Genomic DNA, 16,412 nt, shown 5'->3' with positions numbered 1-16,412 from the left:
CAACGTCGGGCTATTCGATGAAACGTGTTTCTCAAATGACCGCGCTGGCACTGGCTTTAGGGCTGGCTTGCGCTTCTTCCTGGGCTGCTGAAACCGCGCAGACGCTCACCTTCAACCAGTTACAGCAAAAACAAGGCGCGGCAATCGATACCCGTCAGAGCGCTTATTATAACGGCTGGCCGCAATCGCTTAATGGCCCTTCTGGACATGAACCTTCCGCCCTGAATCTGTCTGCCGCATGGCTCGACAAGATGAATGATGAGCAACTCTCCGCCTGGGTTCATCAACATCAGTTAAAAACCGATGCCCCGGTTGCACTCTATGGCAACGACACTGATATGCAGGCCGTCAAAAATCGCCTGCAAAAGGCCGGCTTTAGCCATATTTCAACGCTCAGCGATGCGCTGCAGGATCCAGCTCGCTTGCAACGCCTGCCGCACTTCGAACAACTGGTCTATCCGCAGTGGCTGCACGACCTTCAACAGGGTAAAGAGGTCACAGCTAAACCGGCTGGCGACTGGAAAGTGATCGAGGCCGCTTGGGGGGCGCCGAAACTCTATCTGCTCAGCCACATCCCGGGAGCCGGATACATTGATACTAACGAAGTCGAAAGCGAACCGCTGTGGAATAAAGTCTCGGACGCTCAGCTAAAAGCGATGCTGGCAAAACATGGAATTCGCCACGACACAACGGTCATTCTGTATGGCCGCGATGTTTACGCCGCAGCACGTGTCGCACAAATCATGCTGTACGCGGGTGTAAAAGACGTTCGCCTGCTCGACGGTGGCTGGCAAACCTGGTCCGATGCAGGATTACCGGTTGAACGCGGTACTGCGCCAACGGTGAAACCAGAACCGAATTTCGGCGTAACGATCCCTGCCCAACCGCAGCTAATGCTGGATATGGAACAGGCGCGTGGCCTGCTGCACCGCCAGGACGCGTCGCTGGTCAGCATCCGCTCGTGGCCAGAGTTTGTCGGCACCACCAGCGGATACAGCTACATTAAGCCAAAAGGTGAGATTGCAGGCGCTCGTTGGGGCCACGCAGGGAGCGACTCCACGCATATGGAAGATTTCCATAACCCGGACGGCACCATGCGTAGCGCGGATGACATCGCCGCAATGTGGAAGCAGTGGAATATCCTGCCGGATCAGCAGGTCTCTTTCTATTGCGGCACCGGCTGGCGCGCCTCTGAGACGTTTATGTATGCCCGCGCGATGGGCTGGAAAAACGTCTCCGTCTATGACGGCGGCTGGTACGAGTGGAGCAGCCATCCGAAAAACCCGGTTGCCAGCGGTGAACGCGGCCCGGAAAGCAGTCAGTAACCTCTCGCTAGCCCTGACGCTGAAGTGACTTCAGCGTCAGGTAGCCACTCCAGATCCGCGTAAAGGTTGTCATCCAGCACAGCGCGCCAAACACCCAGGCCATCACTGCAAAATATCCAGGGAAAAGGCAGCCCAGAACAAACAACATAATTGTCTCAGTGCCTTCGGTCAGTCCACCCAGATAATAAAATGATTTATGTGCATAGCCAGGGTTATCAATCTGGTGTTTCGCTGCCAGTGCCGCAAAGGCCAGGAAACTGCTGCCAGTGCCAATAAAAGCAAATAGCAACCAGCCACCCGCCAGCGCATTTTGCTCCGGTGCCGCCAGAATAAAGCCAAACGGTACTAAGGCGTAAAACAGGAAGTCGAGCGCAATGTCGAGGAATCCCCCCGCATCGGTTAATCCTCTGCGACGCGCCAGCGCCCCATCCAGACCATCAAACAGACGATTGAGCACAATGGCCACCAGCGCGGCCAGATACCAGCCTGATGCCAGAAATGGCAAAGCCAGCACGCCAATAGCGAAACCTACCAGCGTCAGGCCATCCGGCGTGATAGCGGGTGTATCAATAACCCGTACGCACTGGTGCAGAAGTGGTTTTAATCGCGGGTGAAGATGACGGTCAAGCATGCGGGTGTCCTTTCAAATTGTCGCATAATCCTTGTGAGGGTATATCCAGCGCGGCATTGAAGCGCGCCGAGAGATTTTGAAAGGCGATTAGCGCAGTCATTTCGGTAATCGTGTCGTCGGTAAAATACTGCTTCATTTGCGCCTTCAGTCCATCATCAATCTGTGGCGGCGTGGCGGTAACCGCATCCGCATAGGCCAGTGCCACACGCTCTTCTTCGCTGAACAGCGTTGACGCTTGCCAGTCTGCGACCTGCAACACTTTATCCAGGGCGCCACAACGTTCGGCGAGACGTAAACTGTTGGCATCAATGCAAAAAGCGCAGTGGCACGCCTGAGAAACCCGTGTCATCAATAGCGCCCGCATCACCGGCGTTAATCGCGAGCGTTTTCGCTCCAGAAATCCGACAAACAACGCTACCAACCAGAACAGAAACGGCACCCGCCCCCACCATCGCGTGGGATGTAATACATCGCCATAGTGTTTTTTCTGTGTGGCCACAAGCGGTTTTAAACTGGAAGGGATACGCGTTAACGGCTTTACCCACGACTGAGGATCGTTCAACGGTGACTCCTGAATACTTCAGATAAAACAAAGATAGCGATAGTATGTCATCTTCTGATGTTGAATCTTGATGAATATGATGAAAACCCTCGACGTTGTCGCCGCTATTATTGAACATGATGGCAATATTTTACTCGCTCAACGCCCGGAGCATGCCGACCAATCAGGAATGTGGGAGTTTGCCGGCGGTAAGGTTGAGCCAGGAGAAAGCCAACCGCAGGCGCTGATTCGTGAACTGCGGGAGGAGCTGGGTATCGAGGCAGTCATTGGGCAATACGTTGCCAGCCATCAGCGCCAAGTATCAGGCCGGTTGATACATCTGCATGCCTGGCATGTTCCGGCTTATCAGGGCGAACTGAAGGCTCATGAGCATCAGGATTTGGTCTGGTGTACGCCAGAGGACGCGCTGCGTTATCCGCTGGCGCCTGCTGACATTCCGTTGTTGGAGGCGTTTATCCTTTTACGCGACGCCAGACAAGCGGATTCGTGCTGATGGTTTTCTCGTCGCGCTGACACTGTAACAGTACACCATCGGCTTTTATCACCGCCCCTTCTGAGTAATTCTGATCCTGATAAATACAGCACTGATTACAGGGTTGTGCACGTTGTCCGCTGGAGCTAAACACCTCTGGCGGAACATTCACTTGCACATCCGGACGATATAACTGATTTGCCAGTGTCGCGCTGGATAACATCACCAGCACTCCAGCCATAATAAGACGGCGCATACTCTTTCCTTTTAAACTGACATCAATGCTCAGTATAACGGTAGATACCGGCAGAAACTTTAGTCCCTTCCATCATCGTTTTTGGTTATGACCCACGTCGCAATATTAATTTCCTTAGCGGGGTTAATTTTTTCTTGCGTTTCGTCACATGGCTGATGGTATAGTCAAAAACTGCAAAACACTTAACACAAATATCAAAAATATAACCATATCAATACATAAGAGGTTTTTATATCTATGGATCAGACACGTTCTCTGGAGTCATTTCTCAACCATGTACAAAAGCGCGACCCGAATCAAACGGAGTTCGCGCAAGCCGTTCGTGAAGTAATGACCACGCTGTGGCCATTTCTTGAACAAAACCCGCGCTATCGTCAAATGTCATTGCTGGAACGTCTGGTCGAGCCTGAGCGCGTGATTCAGTTCCGCGTAGTCTGGCTGGACGATCGGAATCAGGTACAGGTAAACCGTGCGTGGCGCGTGCAGTTTAGTTCTGCAATTGGTCCTTACAAAGGCGGCATGCGTTTCCATCCGTCGGTAAACCTGTCGATCCTGAAATTCCTCGGCTTCGAGCAGACCTTTAAAAACGCCCTCACCACGCTGCCGATGGGCGGTGGTAAAGGCGGGAGCGATTTCGATCCAAAAGGCAAAAGTGAAGGCGAAGTGATGCGTTTTTGCCAGGCACTGATGACCGAGCTGTTCCGCCACTTAGGGCCAGATACCGACGTGCCTGCGGGCGATATAGGCGTAGGCGGTCGTGAAGTTGGCTTTATGGCCGGGATGATGAAAAAACTGTCCAACAACAGCGCCTGCGTCTTTACCGGTAAAGGTCTCTCCTTTGGCGGCAGCCTGATCCGCCCGGAAGCGACCGGTTACGGTCTGGTGTACTTTACCGAAGCCATGCTTAAACGTCATGGCCTGGGTTTTGAAGGCATGCGTGACGCCGTCTCGGGTTCCGGTAACGTGGCGCAATTCGCCATTGAAAAAGCGATGGAGTTCGGGGCTCGAGTGGTTACTGCCTCTGACTCCAGCGGCACCGTGGTAGACGAAAGCGGCTTCACCAAAGAAAAACTGGCACGTCTGTGCGCGATCAAAGACAGTCGTGACGGACGCGTGGCGGATTACGCCCGTGAATTTGGTCTGACTTATCTGGAAGGCAAGCAGCCGTGGTCTGTGCCGGTAGATATCGCTCTGCCGTGCGCCACACAGAACGAACTTGATGTCGACGCCGCTCGCGTGCTGATCGCTAACGGTGTGAAAGCCGTCGCTGAAGGCGCAAATATGCCGACCACCATCGAAGCAACCGATCTGTTCCTCGAATCGGGCGTATTATTTGCACCGGGTAAAGCGGCCAACGCTGGCGGTGTGGCGACGTCAGGTCTGGAAATGGCGCAGAACGCTGCGCGTCTTGGCTGGAAAGCAGAGAAAGTTGATGCGCGCCTGCACCACATCATGCTGGATATTCACCATGCCTGCGTCGAGTACGGTGGCGAGAGCAAACAAACCAACTACGTGCGCGGTGCCAACATCGCGGGCTTTGTGAAAGTTGCCGACGCGATGTTGGGTCAGGGTGTTATCTGATCTTGCCCCTTCTGCCTGATGATGCTGAGCTCATCAGGCTTACGCAGTATCTCCGCCCGCCTCAACTGATGGCGGGCTTTTTTTCGCCGAGCGTTTGCGCGGCGCACTCTTTTTCTTCTCACCACCACCCGGAGCGGTAATCCCGCGGAACTGGCGCACCGGCGTACGTTTAGCCTGATCGATAAGCTGATACAACGTCCCTACCAGCGGCTGCATAAAATCCTGATAACGACACTGTTTTTCACTGATTTGTGTCAGAATCGACTCCCAGTGCGCGGTCATATCCGGGCGCGTCGCCATTTCAGGAAGCGAATGGAACAGCGCTTTTCCGGCGTCCGTTGAGTGTATATAACGGCCTTTTTTCACCAAAAATCCGCGCTTAAACAGCAGTTCGATAATCCCGGCGCGCGTGGCTTCCGTTCCTAAACCGTCGGTTGCACGAAGGATCTTTTTCAGATCTTTATCCTGCACAAACCGCGCAATCCCGGTCATCGCCGACAGCAACGTAGCATCGGTAAAGTGGCGCGGCGGCTGGGTTTGGCGTTCAACGACTTCGCCTTTTTCGCACAGCAACTCATCATCTTTTGCCACTACCGGCAGCGGCGTGCCATCGTTGTCTTCATCGCGTTCTTTGTTGCCGAGCAACGTACGCCATCCTGCTTCGGCGAGGAAACGCGCTTTGGCAACAAATTTCCCTTTCGCAATGTCCAGTTCAATGACGCATTTACGGAATACTGCATCTGCGCAGAACTGCATCAGATACTGACGCGCAATCAGGTTATACACCTTCGCTTCGTTGTCATTCAGATTGATGGATGAACTGCGCGCTGTGGGAATAATGGCGTGGTGCGCATCCACCTTTTTATCGTCCCAGCAGCGATTACGCGTATCGGGGTTAACCGCTGGCTGCGGTAACAAATCCGGCGCATGAACGCTGATAGCGTTCATTACCGCATGACGTCCGGCAAAGTGCTCTTCCGGCAGATAGCGGCTATCGGAACGTGGATAGGTAATCAGCTTGTGGGTTTCGTACAGTTTCTGGCAGATATCCAGCACATTTTGCGCACTTAAACCGAAGCGTTTAGCCGCTTCAATCTGCAACGCCGATAACGAAAACGGCAACGGTGCGGATTCTGATTCCCGTTTATCGTTATAGCTGGTGACAATTGCAGGCTGGCCGTTGATACGATTTACCACGTGTTCTGCCAGCGTGCGGTGAAGCAAACGTCCTTCTTCATCCTGATACGGCTCACACGCTTCGCTGGGTTGCCAGATAGCGGTGAACCGCTCATCGGCAGGCGTCACGATATGTGCTTTCACTTCAAAGAAATCTTTTGCGACGAAGTTTTCAATCTCTTCATCACGGCGAACCACCAGTCCGAGAACCGGTGTTTGTACGCGACCAACGGAGAGCACCCCCTGATAGCCCGCGTTACGCCCAAGAATGGTGTAGGCTCGCGTCATATTGATGCCATACAGCCAGTCCGCACGCGCACGCGCCAGCGCCGACACGCATAGCGGGATAAACTCACTGTTAGCGCGCAGGCGGGAAATCGCCCGCTCCACCGCCTGTGGGTTAAGATCGTTGATCAGGCAACGTTGTACCTGCTGACGTTTCTCTGGGGCGAGTTGCAGGTAATCAAGCACTTCATCCACCAGCAGTTGCCCTTCACGATCGGGGTCTCCCGCGTGAATAACTTCACTTGCTTCATGTAAAAAGCGCTTAATCACGTTGAGCTGTTTGGTCACCGAGGGACGCGGCTGTAGCTGCCACTTTTCCGGGACAATCGGCAAGTCGACCAGACTCCAGCGAGCATAGCGACTGTCATAGGCATCTGGCTGCGCCTGTTCAAGCAGATGACCGATGCACCAGGTCACCACTTGCCCATTTCCGCATTCAATAAAACCATCACCTTTGCGATGCGGTTTAGGTAGCACATCTGCAATAGCGCGAGCCAGACTCGGTTTTTCGGCAATAAACAACCGCATCAAGTTAACGGATCTCAACCATGGCGCGACCGCCACGAGCTTCCACCAGTTCACCAATCGCAGTGAGTTCAATACCGAACTGCGCAGCCGCCGCCTTGACTTCGGCTTCGGCCTCCGGCGTTACCGCCAGCAACAAACCACCCGAAGTTTGCGGATCGCACAACAGGTCACGTACCGACTTCGGCATTTCGCCCATCAGATGCCCATAGCTGGCATAATTACGTTGCGTACCACCCGGTACTGCGCCCTGCGCAATGTATTCTTCAACGCCAGGGAGCTTTGGAATGTCCTGATAAACGATCTGCGCCTGGATACCCGCGCCCTGACACATCTCACTCAGATGTCCCAGCAGACCAAAACCGGTCACGTCGGTCATGGCTTTCACGCCCTCAATATCCGCAAACGCTGCACCCGCGACGTTCATGCGACACATCACTTCCGTTGCCAGCCCAATATGTTCAGGCTTGAGCAGCGATTTTTTCTCTGCGGTAGTCAGCACACCAATTCCCAAAGGCTTGGTGAGGAACAGTTTGCATCCCGCCTCGGCGGTGCTGTTTTTCTTCACGCGTTCGGTAGGAACGACGCCTGTAACCGCAAGACCAAAAATCGGCTCCGGAGCATCAATAGAGTGACCGCCCGCCAGGGCAATACCCGCCTGACGACAGGCGAAGCGTCCGCCTTCGGTGACTTCACGGGCAATTTCCGGTGCCAGCTTATCGAGAGGCCAGCCCAGAATAGCGATTGCCATAATCGGTTTGCCGCCCATCGCGAAGATATCGCTGATAGCGTTGGTCGCAGCGATACGGCCAAAATCAAACGGATTATCGACAATCGGCATAAAGAAATCGGTGGTACTGATAACGCTGGTGCCATTTCCCAGATCGTACACTGCCGCATCATCGCGGGTTTCATTACCCACGAGTAAGTTTGGATCGACGAACTTCGCCTGCTCACTGTGCAGGATGGTTTCCAGCACTTTGGGGGAAATTTTACAACCGCAACCGGCTCCGTGGCTGTATTGCGTTAAACGAATAGCTTGCTCGCTCATGGACATCTCCTGTCATTGCAATCCGGATATGGTAGCGCTCATTCCATGATGTGGTAAGAGTGACTGTCTGAATTAGGGTGTCTTTGCTCATAATCCAGACAGTTTTGCCGTTGATATCAGAAATAACGGACGAATGAGGTCGGATCGGCAAGGCTAATCGAGGTGGAAGCTTTTAGCTGCGGTGTACCCAGATAGAGGAAACCAACAATTTTATCCTGTGGTCGACAGTCAAAAGCCTCACGCACTTCCGCGCTTTCCGTTAAGGCACCGCTACGCCAGATCCCGCCAAAGCCTTGTGCAATCGCCGCCATCTGCATAGCCATTACCGCACAACCGGCTGACATCTCCTGCTCCCAGAGAGGAACCTTGCCGTTTTCTTCGCATTTTGCCACTACTGCAATAATTAGCGGTGCACGAAACGGCGCGCTACGCGCTTTTTCTACCGCTTTTTCGTCGCCCTGTGCGGCAATCGCACCTTTTTCCAGCGCAGCGCTAAAACGCTCGCGACCATCGCCTTCTATCACAAAAAAGCGCCATGGCTGCAAAGATTTGTGGTCAGGTGCGCGCATCCCCGCCCGCAGAATGTTTTGTAACTGCTCCCCCGCCGGGGCCGGTTCGACAAGGCGAGAAGCGCTACGACGAGTCAAAAGTAATTCGAGTGCATCCATTTGCTTAACTCCAACAATGAAATCTGTTCACAAAATTAACACGTGAGTGGATTTTGTTACAGCACAGGCGGTGATTCCTGCTGACAAGTGCCTGTCGGGTCATTACGATAGCCACATCTTAACGCCTTTCTCCCGTCTAACGGGGAGGCGTGTTGTTAATCTGTAGGGAGAATACATGCGAACCCTGTGGCGATTTATTGCCGGATTTTTTAAATGGACGTGGCGATTACTGAATTTCGTCCGTGAATTTGTGCTTAACCTGTTCTTTATCTTTCTGGTGCTGGTTGGCGTCGGTATCTGGATGCAGGTCAGTAGCACTAATACCAGCGAACAGGCCGGACGTGGCGCATTGCTGCTCGATATCTCAGGGGTGATTGTCGACAAGCCCTCAAGTACCAGTCGCTTAAGCGTCATTGGTCGCCAGCTGTTTGGCGCCAGCTCGGATCGTCTACAGGAAAACTCTCTGTTCGACATCGTGAATACCATTCGCCAGGCGAAAGATGACCGCAACATTACCGGCATCGTAATGGATTTGAAAAACTTTGCCGGGGCCGATCAGCCTTCCATGCAGTACATCGGTAAAGCGCTGCGTGAATTCCGCGACAGCGGGAAACCCGTTTTTGCCATCGGCGATAACTTCAGCCAGGGTCAGTATTACCTCGCCAGTTTTGCCAACAAAATTTGGCTCTCCCCACAAGGTTCGGTTGACTTGCACGGCTTTGCTACCAATGGCCTGTATTACAAGTCACTGCTGGATAAGCTGAAAGTCTCCACCCACGTATTCCGTGTCGGGACCTATAAATCCGCCGTTGAGCCGTTTATTCGTGACGATATGTCCCCGGCCGCACGTGAAGCCGACAGCCGCTGGATTGGCGAGTTATGGCAAAACTATCTCGACACCGTTGCGGCCAATCGCCAGATCCCGGCCCAGCAGGTGTTCCCGGGCGCGCAGGCGATGCTGGACGGTCTGACGAAAGTGGATGGCGATACCGCTAAGTATGCCCTCGATAACAAACTTGTCGACGCCCTCGCCTCCAGCGCTGAAGTCGAAAAACTGCTGACTAAACAGTTTGGCTGGAGCAAAGCGGACAAAAATTACCGCGCCGTCAGCTATTACGATTACTCGCTGAAAACCCCGGCTGAGACCGGTGACAGCATAGGCGTGGTCTTCGCCAATGGCGCAATTATGGACGGGGAAGAAACACCAGGGAACGTAGGCGGTGACACCACTGCCGCACAGATCCGTGAAGCACGCCTCGATCCAAAAGTGAAAGCGATTGTTCTGCGCGTTAACAGTCCTGGCGGTAGCGTCAGCGCCTCTGAAGTGATTCGCTCTGAACTGGCTGCAGCTAAGGCTGCGGGTAAACCGGTGGTCGTTTCTATGGGCGGTATGGCGGCTTCAGGGGGTTACTGGATCTCCACACCGGCAAGCTACATTGTGGCAAACCCCAGTACTCTGACTGGTTCAATCGGTATTTTTGGCGTTATCAACACCGTTGAAAATAGCCTGGATTCCATTGGCATCCATACTGATGGCGTTTCAACCTCGCCGCTGGCTGATATTTCTATCACCAAAGCGTTACCGCCAGAAGTCCAGCAGATGATGCAACTGAGCATTGAGAATGGCTATAAGCGCTTTATCACGCTGGTTGCGGATGCACGTAAGACTACGCCAGAGCAGATTGATAAGATTGCTCAGGGCCACGTCTGGACCGGTCAGGATGCGAAAGCTAACGGTCTGGTGGACAGTCTGGGCGACTTTGACGATGCGGTGACAAAAGCGGCAGAGCTTGCCAAACTGAAACAATGGCACATTGAGTATTATCAGGACGAACCGACATTCGTCGATATGGTTATGGACAGTATGTCGGGTTCAGTTCGCGCCATGCTGCCACAAGCCATCCAGGCAATGCTTCCGGCACCGCTGGCCTCTGCTGCCAGTGCGGTAAAAGCCGAAGGCGATAAGCTGGCGGCGTTTAACGATCCGCAGAACCGTTATGCGTTTTGTCTGACCTGCGCCAACGTTCGCTAACTCTTGACCCCTCTTCGGGATGAAGAGGGGTTTTTCTTTGAGACAGAAGAAAAAGTCATGCAGAAGAAATCGATTTACGTTGCCTATACCGGCGGTACTATTGGTATGCAGCGCTCAGAACAAGGTTATATTCCGGTCTCCGGCCATCTTCAGCGCCAACTGGCATTGATGCCTGAATTCCACCGCCCCGAGATGCCTGATTTCACTATCCACGAATACGTCCCGCTGATGGATTCATCCGATATGACGCCAGAAGACTGGCAGCATATTGCTGAAGACATTAAAACGCACTACGACGATTACGATGGTTTTGTGATCCTTCATGGCACCGACACCATGGCGTTTACTGCCTCAGCGCTCTCTTTTATGCTGGAGAATCTGGGTAAACCGGTAATTGTGACAGGGTCACAAATACCGCTGGCAGAGCTTCGTTCTGACGGACAAATCAATTTGCTGAATGCGCTATACGTCGCAGCGAATTACCCCATCAACGAAGTTACCCTGTTTTTCAACAATCGACTGTTTCGCGGTAACCGTACAACCAAAGCCCATGCCGACGGTTTTGACGCCTTCGCCTCACCAAACCTTGCCCCGTTGCTGGAAGCCGGGATCCATATCCGCCGCCTGGGAACGCCACCAGCGCCACACGGGGCAGGCGAACTGATTGTTCACCCTATCACCCCGCAGCCGATTGGCGTCGTCACTATTTACCCTGGCATTTCCGCTGACGTGGTGCGCAATTTCCTGCGCCAGCCGGTAAAAGCATTAATTCTTCGCTCCTACGGTGTGGGCAATGCGCCGCAAAATAAAGAGTTCCTGAAAGAGCTTGAAGATGCGAGCTCGCGTGGCATTGTGGTGGTTAACCTCACCCAGTGTATGTCCGGCAAGGTGAACATGGGCGGTTACGCAACAGGGAATGCGCTGGCGCATGCCGGGGTTATTGGTGGCGCGGATATGACCGTTGAAGCAACGCTCACCAAGCTGCATTACTTGCTGAGCCAGGGGCTGGATACGCAGGCCATTCGCACGGCGATGACGCAAAACCTGCGTGGTGAGCTCACGCCGGACGAATAGAGGAGTAAACGATAATGGCCAGAGCATTACTGCTGGTTGACTTACAAAACGACTTTTGTGCAGGCGGTGCTCTCGCCGTCCCTGAGGGAGATAGCACCGTGGATGTCGCCAATCGTCTTATTGACTGGTGTACATCGCGTGGTGACGTGATAGTTGCCAGTCTGGACTGGCACCCGGCAAATCACGGTAGTTTTGCCAGCCAGCATCATGTCACGCCCTACAGTCAGGGACAACTTGACGGTCTGCCGCAGACATTCTGGCCGGATCACTGTGTTCAGAATACTGAGGGTGCAGCCCTGCATCCGTTGCTGAACCAACTCGCAATTAATAAGACCTTTTGTAAGGGCGAGAACCCGCTGGTCGACAGCTACAGCGCGTTTTTTGATAACGGCCGTCGACAGGCAACTGCGCTGAATGCGTGGCTACTGGAGAATCGTATTGCTGAACTCATCATCATGGGCCTGGCAACTGATTATTGCGTTAAATTTACTGTTCTTGATGCGCTGGATCTTGGCTATACCGTCAACGTCATTACTGATGGCTGTCGTGGTGTGAACATTCAGCCGCAAGATAGCGCGCATGCTTTTATGGAAATGGCGGCAGCGGGTGCAACGCTGTACACGCTGACAGACTGGGAAGAAACCCAGCGTTAAACCATGCCTGGTGGCGGAACTTATGTCGTCACCAGGTCCCCTGTTAACTTCCCCTCTCGGCCTTCTCTGGTATCCCCGCGAGACCCGACACATCGCTTTCGCCGCTTCGCCAGCATGGCGTGAACAGCTTCGCATTTTTCCTTTTTTTAAACTGTTAGTCTGCAAGAGCTGTTTTTTTCGCCACCCACTGGCGTGGCGTGTTTGCTTTTTTAAATGTCAAAGAGGAACACCGATGAAACTATTGTCTTTGTTGGCAGCATTACCCCTGCTTTGTGCAAGCGTTGTTTCCGCAAACTCCCTGATGTCTGTCGGCTACTTTAACGGCGGTGGCGATGTTACTGCCGGCCCTGGCGGTGATATCAATAAGCTGGATGTCCGCCAGATAACCCATCTCAACTATTCGTTTGGTCTTGTCTACAACAATGAAAAAGACGAAACCAATGACGCCCTGAAAGACGCCAGCAAGCTACACCAGATTTGGCTGTCAGAAAAAGTACAGGCTGATTTGCAAAAAATTCCGGTGCTACGCAAGCAAAACCCAAACCTTAAAGTTCTGCTTTCTGTTGGGGGTTGGGGGGCGCGCGGATTTTCTGGCGCGGCGGCTACGCAGGAATCCCGCACGGTGTTTATTCAGTCTGCACAGGCGATTGTTGAGAAATATGGCCTGGATGGCATCGATCTCGACTGGGAATATCCGGTCAACGGCGCATGGGGGCTGGTCGAAAGCCAACCGGCTGACCGCGATAACTTTACCGCGTTACTGAAAGAGCTACGCGCCACATTTGGCCATAATAAGCTGGTCACTATCGCCGTTGGAGCGAACGCTGAAAGTCCGAAAAGCTGGGTAGATGTGAAAGCGATTGCCCCGTTGCTCGATTATATCAACCTGATGACCTACGACATGGCTTACGGTACTCAGTACTTCAACTCAAACCTGTATGATTCGACCCAGTGGCCAACGGTGGCTGCAGCAGATAAATACAGCGCCGATTTTGTGGTCAATAACTATCTCGCCGCAGGATTAAAACCAGGTCAGATGAATCTCGGGATTGGCTTCTACGGCCGGGTACCAAAACGCGCCATCGAACCTGGTATTGACTGGAGCAAACCTGATGCCCAGAAAAATCCGGCAACCCAACCCTACTTCGAACCACAACACATTGAGTTGTTCAAATCGTTGGGGGTTGATCTGAGCAAAGATACCTATGTGAAGTACAACGATATCGTGGCTAAGTTAATCAACGATCCACAAAAGCGCTTTAGTCAGCATTGGGATGATGAGGCCAAAGTGCCGTGGTTGTCAGTACAGTCTGCCGACGGTAAAGCACTTTTCGCCCTCTCTTTTGAAAACCCGCGTTCGGTCACCATCAAAGCGGACTATATCAAGAGCAAGGGGTTGGGAGGGGCAATGTTCTGGGAGTACGGCGCAGATGATAAAAATCAGTTAGCGAAGCAGCTGGCCGAGTCGTTAGGGATTAAACACTGATCCCAACGCCTGGCACAATAGGTTATGATTATCACAATCCGCTGCACCAGGCTGCTCTGGTGCGGCTTTTTATTTTCTACAGGAGGCATGAAGCGTTATGGCTTTTATCCCTAAAAATTATGCCCGTCTGGAAGTCGGATACCGGGAAAAGGCACTTAAACTCTTCCCCTGGGTTTGCGGACGCTGTTCCCGTGAGTTTGTCTATTCCAACCTGCGTGAATTGACAGTGCACCATATCGATCACGATCACTCCAATAACCCGGAAGATGGTAGCAACTGGGAGATGTTGTGCCTGTATTGCCACGATCATGAGCATTCCAAATATACGGAAGCGGACCAGTATGGTTCAACGGTGGTTGCGGGTGAAGATGCGCAAAAAGCGGTTGGCGAGGCGAAATATAACCCGTTTGCCGATCTTAAAGCGATGATGAACAAGAAATAACAAATACAGCAGGCCCGGCGTGATGTGCTACCGGGCCTGTGACTCAGGATTTGAACGTCGCAATGGGCTCTGGCGTAATACCAAACTCAACTTTCAGCTGTTGCTTACTCTTCATTACCATCTCACCCTTCGTGTCGATAGTCATATGTTGCGCATCAACATTGTGACGTGCCTGCCATAGCATCACCAACTGCAAACTGTTCTCTTTTTGTTCTGCCGTCAGCGCGACGCCATCCGGCCATTTTCCCAGCTCAACGGCAGTAGATAAGCGCTGATACACTTCCGGCGTCATGCTGTTGATCATCTCATCAAGATTCATGTTAAATCCATTCCCGTAGAATAATTTGCTGAATCGTTTCCTCAGCCTTTGATTTGTTCACCATTTTCATCATCGGTGAAGTTCAAAGACGCCGAATTTACGCAGTAACGTTCCCCGGTAGGTTTTGGACCATCAGGGAAGACATGTCCGAGGTGTGCATCACAGTTTCCGCAGCGGATTTCGATGCGCTGCATACCGTGTGACGTATCTTTTATGTAACGAATGGCCTCTTCGCTAACAGGCTCGTAAAAACTGGGCCAGCCGCAGCCGGAATCGTATTTAGTATCTGAACGAAACAGCGGTTTGTCGCAGATCAGGCAATGGTAGACGCCATCACGCTTATTGTGCAGCAAACGCCCGGTAAATGGCGGTTCTGTCCCATGATTTTGCGTCACGTAGAACTGCATTTCGGACAAATTTTTTTTCAGTTCTTCTGGAGAAGGTTGATTAGCCATTTGCTCACATCTCACTTTATCTATACTCACATCGCGAGACAGATTCTAACAAAACATTAACACCGTAGTGCGAACTTTTGTTCTAAACTTGATACTTGCGAAATGGCAGCCTGTTAATCGTGATCACAATCACGTTTTTATCTTGATTGCCCTTTAAAATTCGGGCCGCCGCCCCCATGTGGTTTCAAGCCCAAAGGAAGAGTGAGGCGAGTCAGTTGCGCAAAGCTTAGGCAGCAGATTGATTTGTCGCAATGATTGACACGATTCCGCTTGACGCTGCGTAAGGTTTTTGTAATTTTACAGGCAACCTTTTATTCACTAACAAATAGCTGGTGGAATATATGACTATCAAAGTAGGTATCAACGGTTTTGGCCGTATCGGTCGCATTGTTTTCCGTGCTGCTCAAGAACGCTCTGACATCGAGATCGTTGCAATCAACGACCTGTTAGACGCTGACTACATGGCTTACATGCTGAAATATGACTCCACTCACGGCCGTTTCAACGGTTCCGTTGAAGTGAAAGACGGTCATCTGATCGTAAACGGTAAAAAAATCCGTGTTACCGCTGAACGTGATCCGGCTAACCTGAAATGGGACGAAGTTGGTGTTGACGTAGTAGCTGAAGCTACTGGCCTGTTCCTGACAGACGAAACCGCTCGTAAGCACATCACTGCTGGCGCGAAAAAAGTGGTTCTGACTGGTCCGTCCAAAGATAACACTCCGATGTTTGTTAAAGGCGCTAACTTTGACAAATACGAAGGTCAGGACATCGTTTCTAACGCATCCTGCACCACTAACTGCCTGGCTCCGCTGGCTAAAGTTATCAACGACAACTTCGGCATTATCGAAGGTCTGATGACTACCGTTCACGCAACCACCGCTACTCAGAAAACCGTTGATGGCCCGTCTCACAAAGACTGGCGCGGCGGCCGTGGCGCAGCTCAGAACATCATCCCGTCCTCTACCGGCGCTGCTAAAGCTGTAGGTAAAGTACTGCCAGAACTGAATGGCAAACTGACTGGTATGGCGTTCCGCGTTCCTACTCCGAACGTATCCGTTGTTGACCTGACTGTTCGTCTGGAAAAAGCTGCTTCTTACGAAGAAATTAAGAAAGCAATCAAAGCTGCTTCCGAAGGCCCGATGAAAGGCGTTCTGGGTTACACCGAAGACGACGTTGTTTCTACCGATTTCAACGGTGAAGTTTGCACTTCTGTGTTCGATGCTAAAGCTGGTATCGCACTGAACGACAACTTCGTGAAACTGGTATCCTGGTACGACAACGAAACCGGTTACTCCAACAAGGTTCTGGATCTGATTGCTCACATCTCCAAATAAGTTGAGATGAGACAGTAATCTGTAAGAGCGACTCAGGTCGCTCTTTTTTTTGCCTGAAGATATACCCGCCATACTTCAACTT

General features: G+C 52.3%; 17 protein-coding genes. 9 read left to right on the top strand and 8 right to left on the bottom strand.

Annotated features, from left to right (window positions below; genetic code table 11):
* Positions 1–17 precede the first annotated feature (17 nt).
* Positions 18–1,325, top strand: coding sequence for a sulfurtransferase (locus LG384_RS09760; RefSeq protein WP_048222712.1), 1,308 nt, complete (start codon positions 18–20; stop codon positions 1,323–1,325).
* Positions 1,326–1,332: 7 nt separating this feature from the next.
* On the opposite strand, the gene LG384_RS09755 is transcribed toward LG384_RS09760, so the two are convergent.
* Both LG384_RS09755 and LG384_RS09750 read right to left on the bottom strand, forming a co-directional pair.
* Entirely contained in the window at positions 1,333–1,956 is a 624-nt protein-coding gene (locus tag LG384_RS09755) for a CDP-alcohol phosphatidyltransferase family protein (protein WP_045442017.1), read from the bottom strand.
* On the bottom strand, positions 1,949–2,518 hold the full coding sequence (locus LG384_RS09750; protein ID WP_045442014.1) for a carboxymuconolactone decarboxylase family protein: 570 nt from the start codon (positions 2,516–2,518) through the stop codon (positions 1,949–1,951). Before LG384_RS09750 ends, LG384_RS09755 begins: the two co-directional genes overlap by 8 nt.
* A gap of 76 nt (positions 2,519–2,594) precedes the next feature.
* On the opposite strand from LG384_RS09750, the gene LG384_RS09745 reads away from it, so the two are divergent.
* Positions 2,595–3,011: a pyrimidine (deoxy)nucleoside triphosphate diphosphatase gene (locus LG384_RS09745; RefSeq protein WP_136345532.1), complete on the top strand. Its 417-nt coding sequence runs from the start codon at positions 2,595–2,597 to the stop codon at positions 3,009–3,011.
* Here LG384_RS09745 and LG384_RS09740 read toward each other — a convergent pair.
* On the bottom strand, positions 2,971–3,246 hold the full coding sequence (locus LG384_RS09740) for a YnjH family protein (protein WP_045442011.1): 276 nt from the start codon (positions 3,244–3,246) through the stop codon (positions 2,971–2,973). The genes LG384_RS09745 and LG384_RS09740 overlap by 41 nt on opposite strands.
* A 237-nt stretch (positions 3,247–3,483) precedes the next feature.
* On the opposite strand from LG384_RS09740, the gene gdhA reads away from it, so the two are divergent.
* Positions 3,484–4,827, top strand: coding sequence for an NADP-specific glutamate dehydrogenase (gene gdhA, locus LG384_RS09735; protein ID WP_225760826.1), 1,344 nt, complete (start codon positions 3,484–3,486; stop codon positions 4,825–4,827).
* 39 nt (positions 4,828–4,866) lie between these two features.
* Here the strand turns inward: gdhA and topB are convergent, their stop codons facing one another.
* The 3 genes from topB to LG384_RS09720 all read right to left on the bottom strand — a co-directional run bounded on the left by topB (position 4,867) and on the right by LG384_RS09720 (position 8,532).
* Positions 4,867–6,816, bottom strand: a complete 1,950-nt coding sequence (gene topB / locus LG384_RS09730; RefSeq protein WP_045442006.1) for a DNA topoisomerase III — start codon at positions 6,814–6,816, stop codon at positions 4,867–4,869.
* Between the two features lie 4 nt (positions 6,817–6,820).
* Positions 6,821–7,864: a selenide, water dikinase SelD gene (selD, locus tag LG384_RS09725; RefSeq protein ID WP_045442004.1), complete on the bottom strand. Its 1,044-nt coding sequence runs from the start codon at positions 7,862–7,864 to the stop codon at positions 6,821–6,823.
* A 116-nt stretch (positions 7,865–7,980) separates the two neighbouring features.
* Positions 7,981–8,532 carry an NAD(P)H nitroreductase gene (locus LG384_RS09720; RefSeq protein WP_045442001.1) on the bottom strand — a complete coding sequence of 184 codons (552 nt, stop codon included), beginning with the start codon at positions 8,530–8,532 and terminating at the stop codon, positions 7,981–7,983.
* A gap of 175 nt (positions 8,533–8,707) precedes the next feature.
* Here LG384_RS09720 and sppA point away from each other — a divergent pair, with 175 nt between their 5' ends.
* From sppA to yajD, 5 genes are all read left to right on the top strand, one after another.
* The gene (sppA, locus tag LG384_RS09715) at positions 8,708–10,564 is read left to right on the top strand and encodes a signal peptide peptidase SppA (RefSeq protein WP_045441999.1); all 1,857 of its coding nucleotides are present in this window, start codon (positions 8,708–8,710) and stop codon (positions 10,562–10,564) included.
* Between the two features lie 57 nt (positions 10,565–10,621).
* A complete protein-coding gene (gene ansA, locus LG384_RS09710; RefSeq protein WP_048221612.1) occupies positions 10,622–11,638 on the top strand; it encodes an asparaginase in 1,017 nt (338 codons plus the stop codon).
* 14 nt (positions 11,639–11,652) lie between these two features.
* The gene (pncA, locus tag LG384_RS09705; protein ID WP_370637081.1) at positions 11,653–12,291 is read left to right on the top strand and encodes a bifunctional nicotinamidase/pyrazinamidase; all 639 of its coding nucleotides are present in this window, start codon (positions 11,653–11,655) and stop codon (positions 12,289–12,291) included.
* Positions 12,292–12,523: 232 nt separating this feature from the next.
* Positions 12,524–13,777: a glycoside hydrolase family 18 protein gene (locus tag LG384_RS09700; protein WP_225760825.1), complete on the top strand. Its 1,254-nt coding sequence runs from the start codon at positions 12,524–12,526 to the stop codon at positions 13,775–13,777.
* A 97-nt stretch (positions 13,778–13,874) separates the two neighbouring features.
* Complete coding sequence (gene yajD / locus LG384_RS09695; protein WP_003832478.1) at positions 13,875–14,219, top strand: HNH nuclease YajD; 345 nt, start codon at positions 13,875–13,877, stop codon at positions 14,217–14,219.
* A 43-nt stretch (positions 14,220–14,262) separates the two neighbouring features.
* On the opposite strand, the gene LG384_RS09690 is transcribed toward yajD, so the two are convergent.
* Together LG384_RS09690 and msrB are read right to left on the bottom strand one after the other, a co-directional pair.
* Positions 14,263–14,538, bottom strand: coding sequence for a YeaC family protein (locus LG384_RS09690; protein WP_045441989.1), 276 nt, complete (start codon positions 14,536–14,538; stop codon positions 14,263–14,265).
* Between the two features lie 41 nt (positions 14,539–14,579).
* Positions 14,580–14,993, bottom strand: coding sequence for a peptide-methionine (R)-S-oxide reductase MsrB (gene msrB / locus LG384_RS09685; RefSeq protein WP_045441986.1), 414 nt, complete (start codon positions 14,991–14,993; stop codon positions 14,580–14,582).
* Between the two features lie 341 nt (positions 14,994–15,334).
* On the opposite strand from msrB, the gene gapA reads away from it, so the two are divergent.
* Positions 15,335–16,330, top strand: a complete 996-nt coding sequence (gapA, locus tag LG384_RS09680; protein WP_045441983.1) for a glyceraldehyde-3-phosphate dehydrogenase — start codon at positions 15,335–15,337, stop codon at positions 16,328–16,330.
* Positions 16,331–16,412 lie beyond the last annotated feature (82 nt).

It is taken from the genome of Citrobacter sp. Marseille-Q3906, assembly GCF_916618775.1.
Lineage (GTDB): Bacteria > Pseudomonadota > Gammaproteobacteria > Enterobacterales > Enterobacteriaceae > Citrobacter > Citrobacter murliniae.
This window is presented reverse-complemented; position numbering and strand designations above follow the sequence as displayed.

What these genes read in the sequence shown, in the direction of transcription:
- selD (WP_045442004.1), bottom strand. Translation starts at nt 7,864, where the DNA reads ATGAGCGAGCAAGCTATTCGTTTAACGCAATACAGCCACGGAGCCGGT.
- gdhA (WP_225760826.1), top strand. Translation starts at nt 3,484, where the DNA reads ATGGATCAGACACGTTCTCTGGAGTCATTTCTCAACCATGTACAAAAG.
- sppA (WP_045441999.1), top strand. Translation starts at nt 8,708, where the DNA reads ATGCGAACCCTGTGGCGATTTATTGCCGGATTTTTTAAATGGACGTGG.
- LG384_RS09720 (WP_045442001.1), bottom strand. Translation starts at nt 8,532, where the DNA reads ATGGATGCACTCGAATTACTTTTGACTCGTCGTAGCGCTTCTCGCCTT.
- LG384_RS09755 (WP_045442017.1), bottom strand. Translation starts at nt 1,956, where the DNA reads ATGCTTGACCGTCATCTTCACCCGCGATTAAAACCACTTCTGCACCAG.
- LG384_RS09700 (WP_225760825.1), top strand. Translation starts at nt 12,524, where the DNA reads ATGAAACTATTGTCTTTGTTGGCAGCATTACCCCTGCTTTGTGCAAGC.
- msrB (WP_045441986.1), bottom strand. Translation starts at nt 14,993, where the DNA reads ATGGCTAATCAACCTTCTCCAGAAGAACTGAAAAAAAATTTGTCCGAA.
- LG384_RS09745 (WP_136345532.1), top strand. Translation starts at nt 2,595, where the DNA reads ATGATGAAAACCCTCGACGTTGTCGCCGCTATTATTGAACATGATGGC.
- pncA (WP_370637081.1), top strand. Translation starts at nt 11,653, where the DNA reads ATGGCCAGAGCATTACTGCTGGTTGACTTACAAAACGACTTTTGTGCA.
- LG384_RS09740 (WP_045442011.1), bottom strand. Translation starts at nt 3,246, where the DNA reads ATGCGCCGTCTTATTATGGCTGGAGTGCTGGTGATGTTATCCAGCGCG.
- yajD (WP_003832478.1), top strand. Translation starts at nt 13,875, where the DNA reads ATGGCTTTTATCCCTAAAAATTATGCCCGTCTGGAAGTCGGATACCGG.
- LG384_RS09760 (WP_048222712.1), top strand. Translation starts at nt 18, where the DNA reads ATGAAACGTGTTTCTCAAATGACCGCGCTGGCACTGGCTTTAGGGCTG.
- topB (WP_045442006.1), bottom strand. Translation starts at nt 6,816, where the DNA reads ATGCGGTTGTTTATTGCCGAAAAACCGAGTCTGGCTCGCGCTATTGCA.
- gapA (WP_045441983.1), top strand. Translation starts at nt 15,335, where the DNA reads ATGACTATCAAAGTAGGTATCAACGGTTTTGGCCGTATCGGTCGCATT.
- LG384_RS09690 (WP_045441989.1), bottom strand. Translation starts at nt 14,538, where the DNA reads ATGAATCTTGATGAGATGATCAACAGCATGACGCCGGAAGTGTATCAG.
- ansA (WP_048221612.1), top strand. Translation starts at nt 10,622, where the DNA reads ATGCAGAAGAAATCGATTTACGTTGCCTATACCGGCGGTACTATTGGT.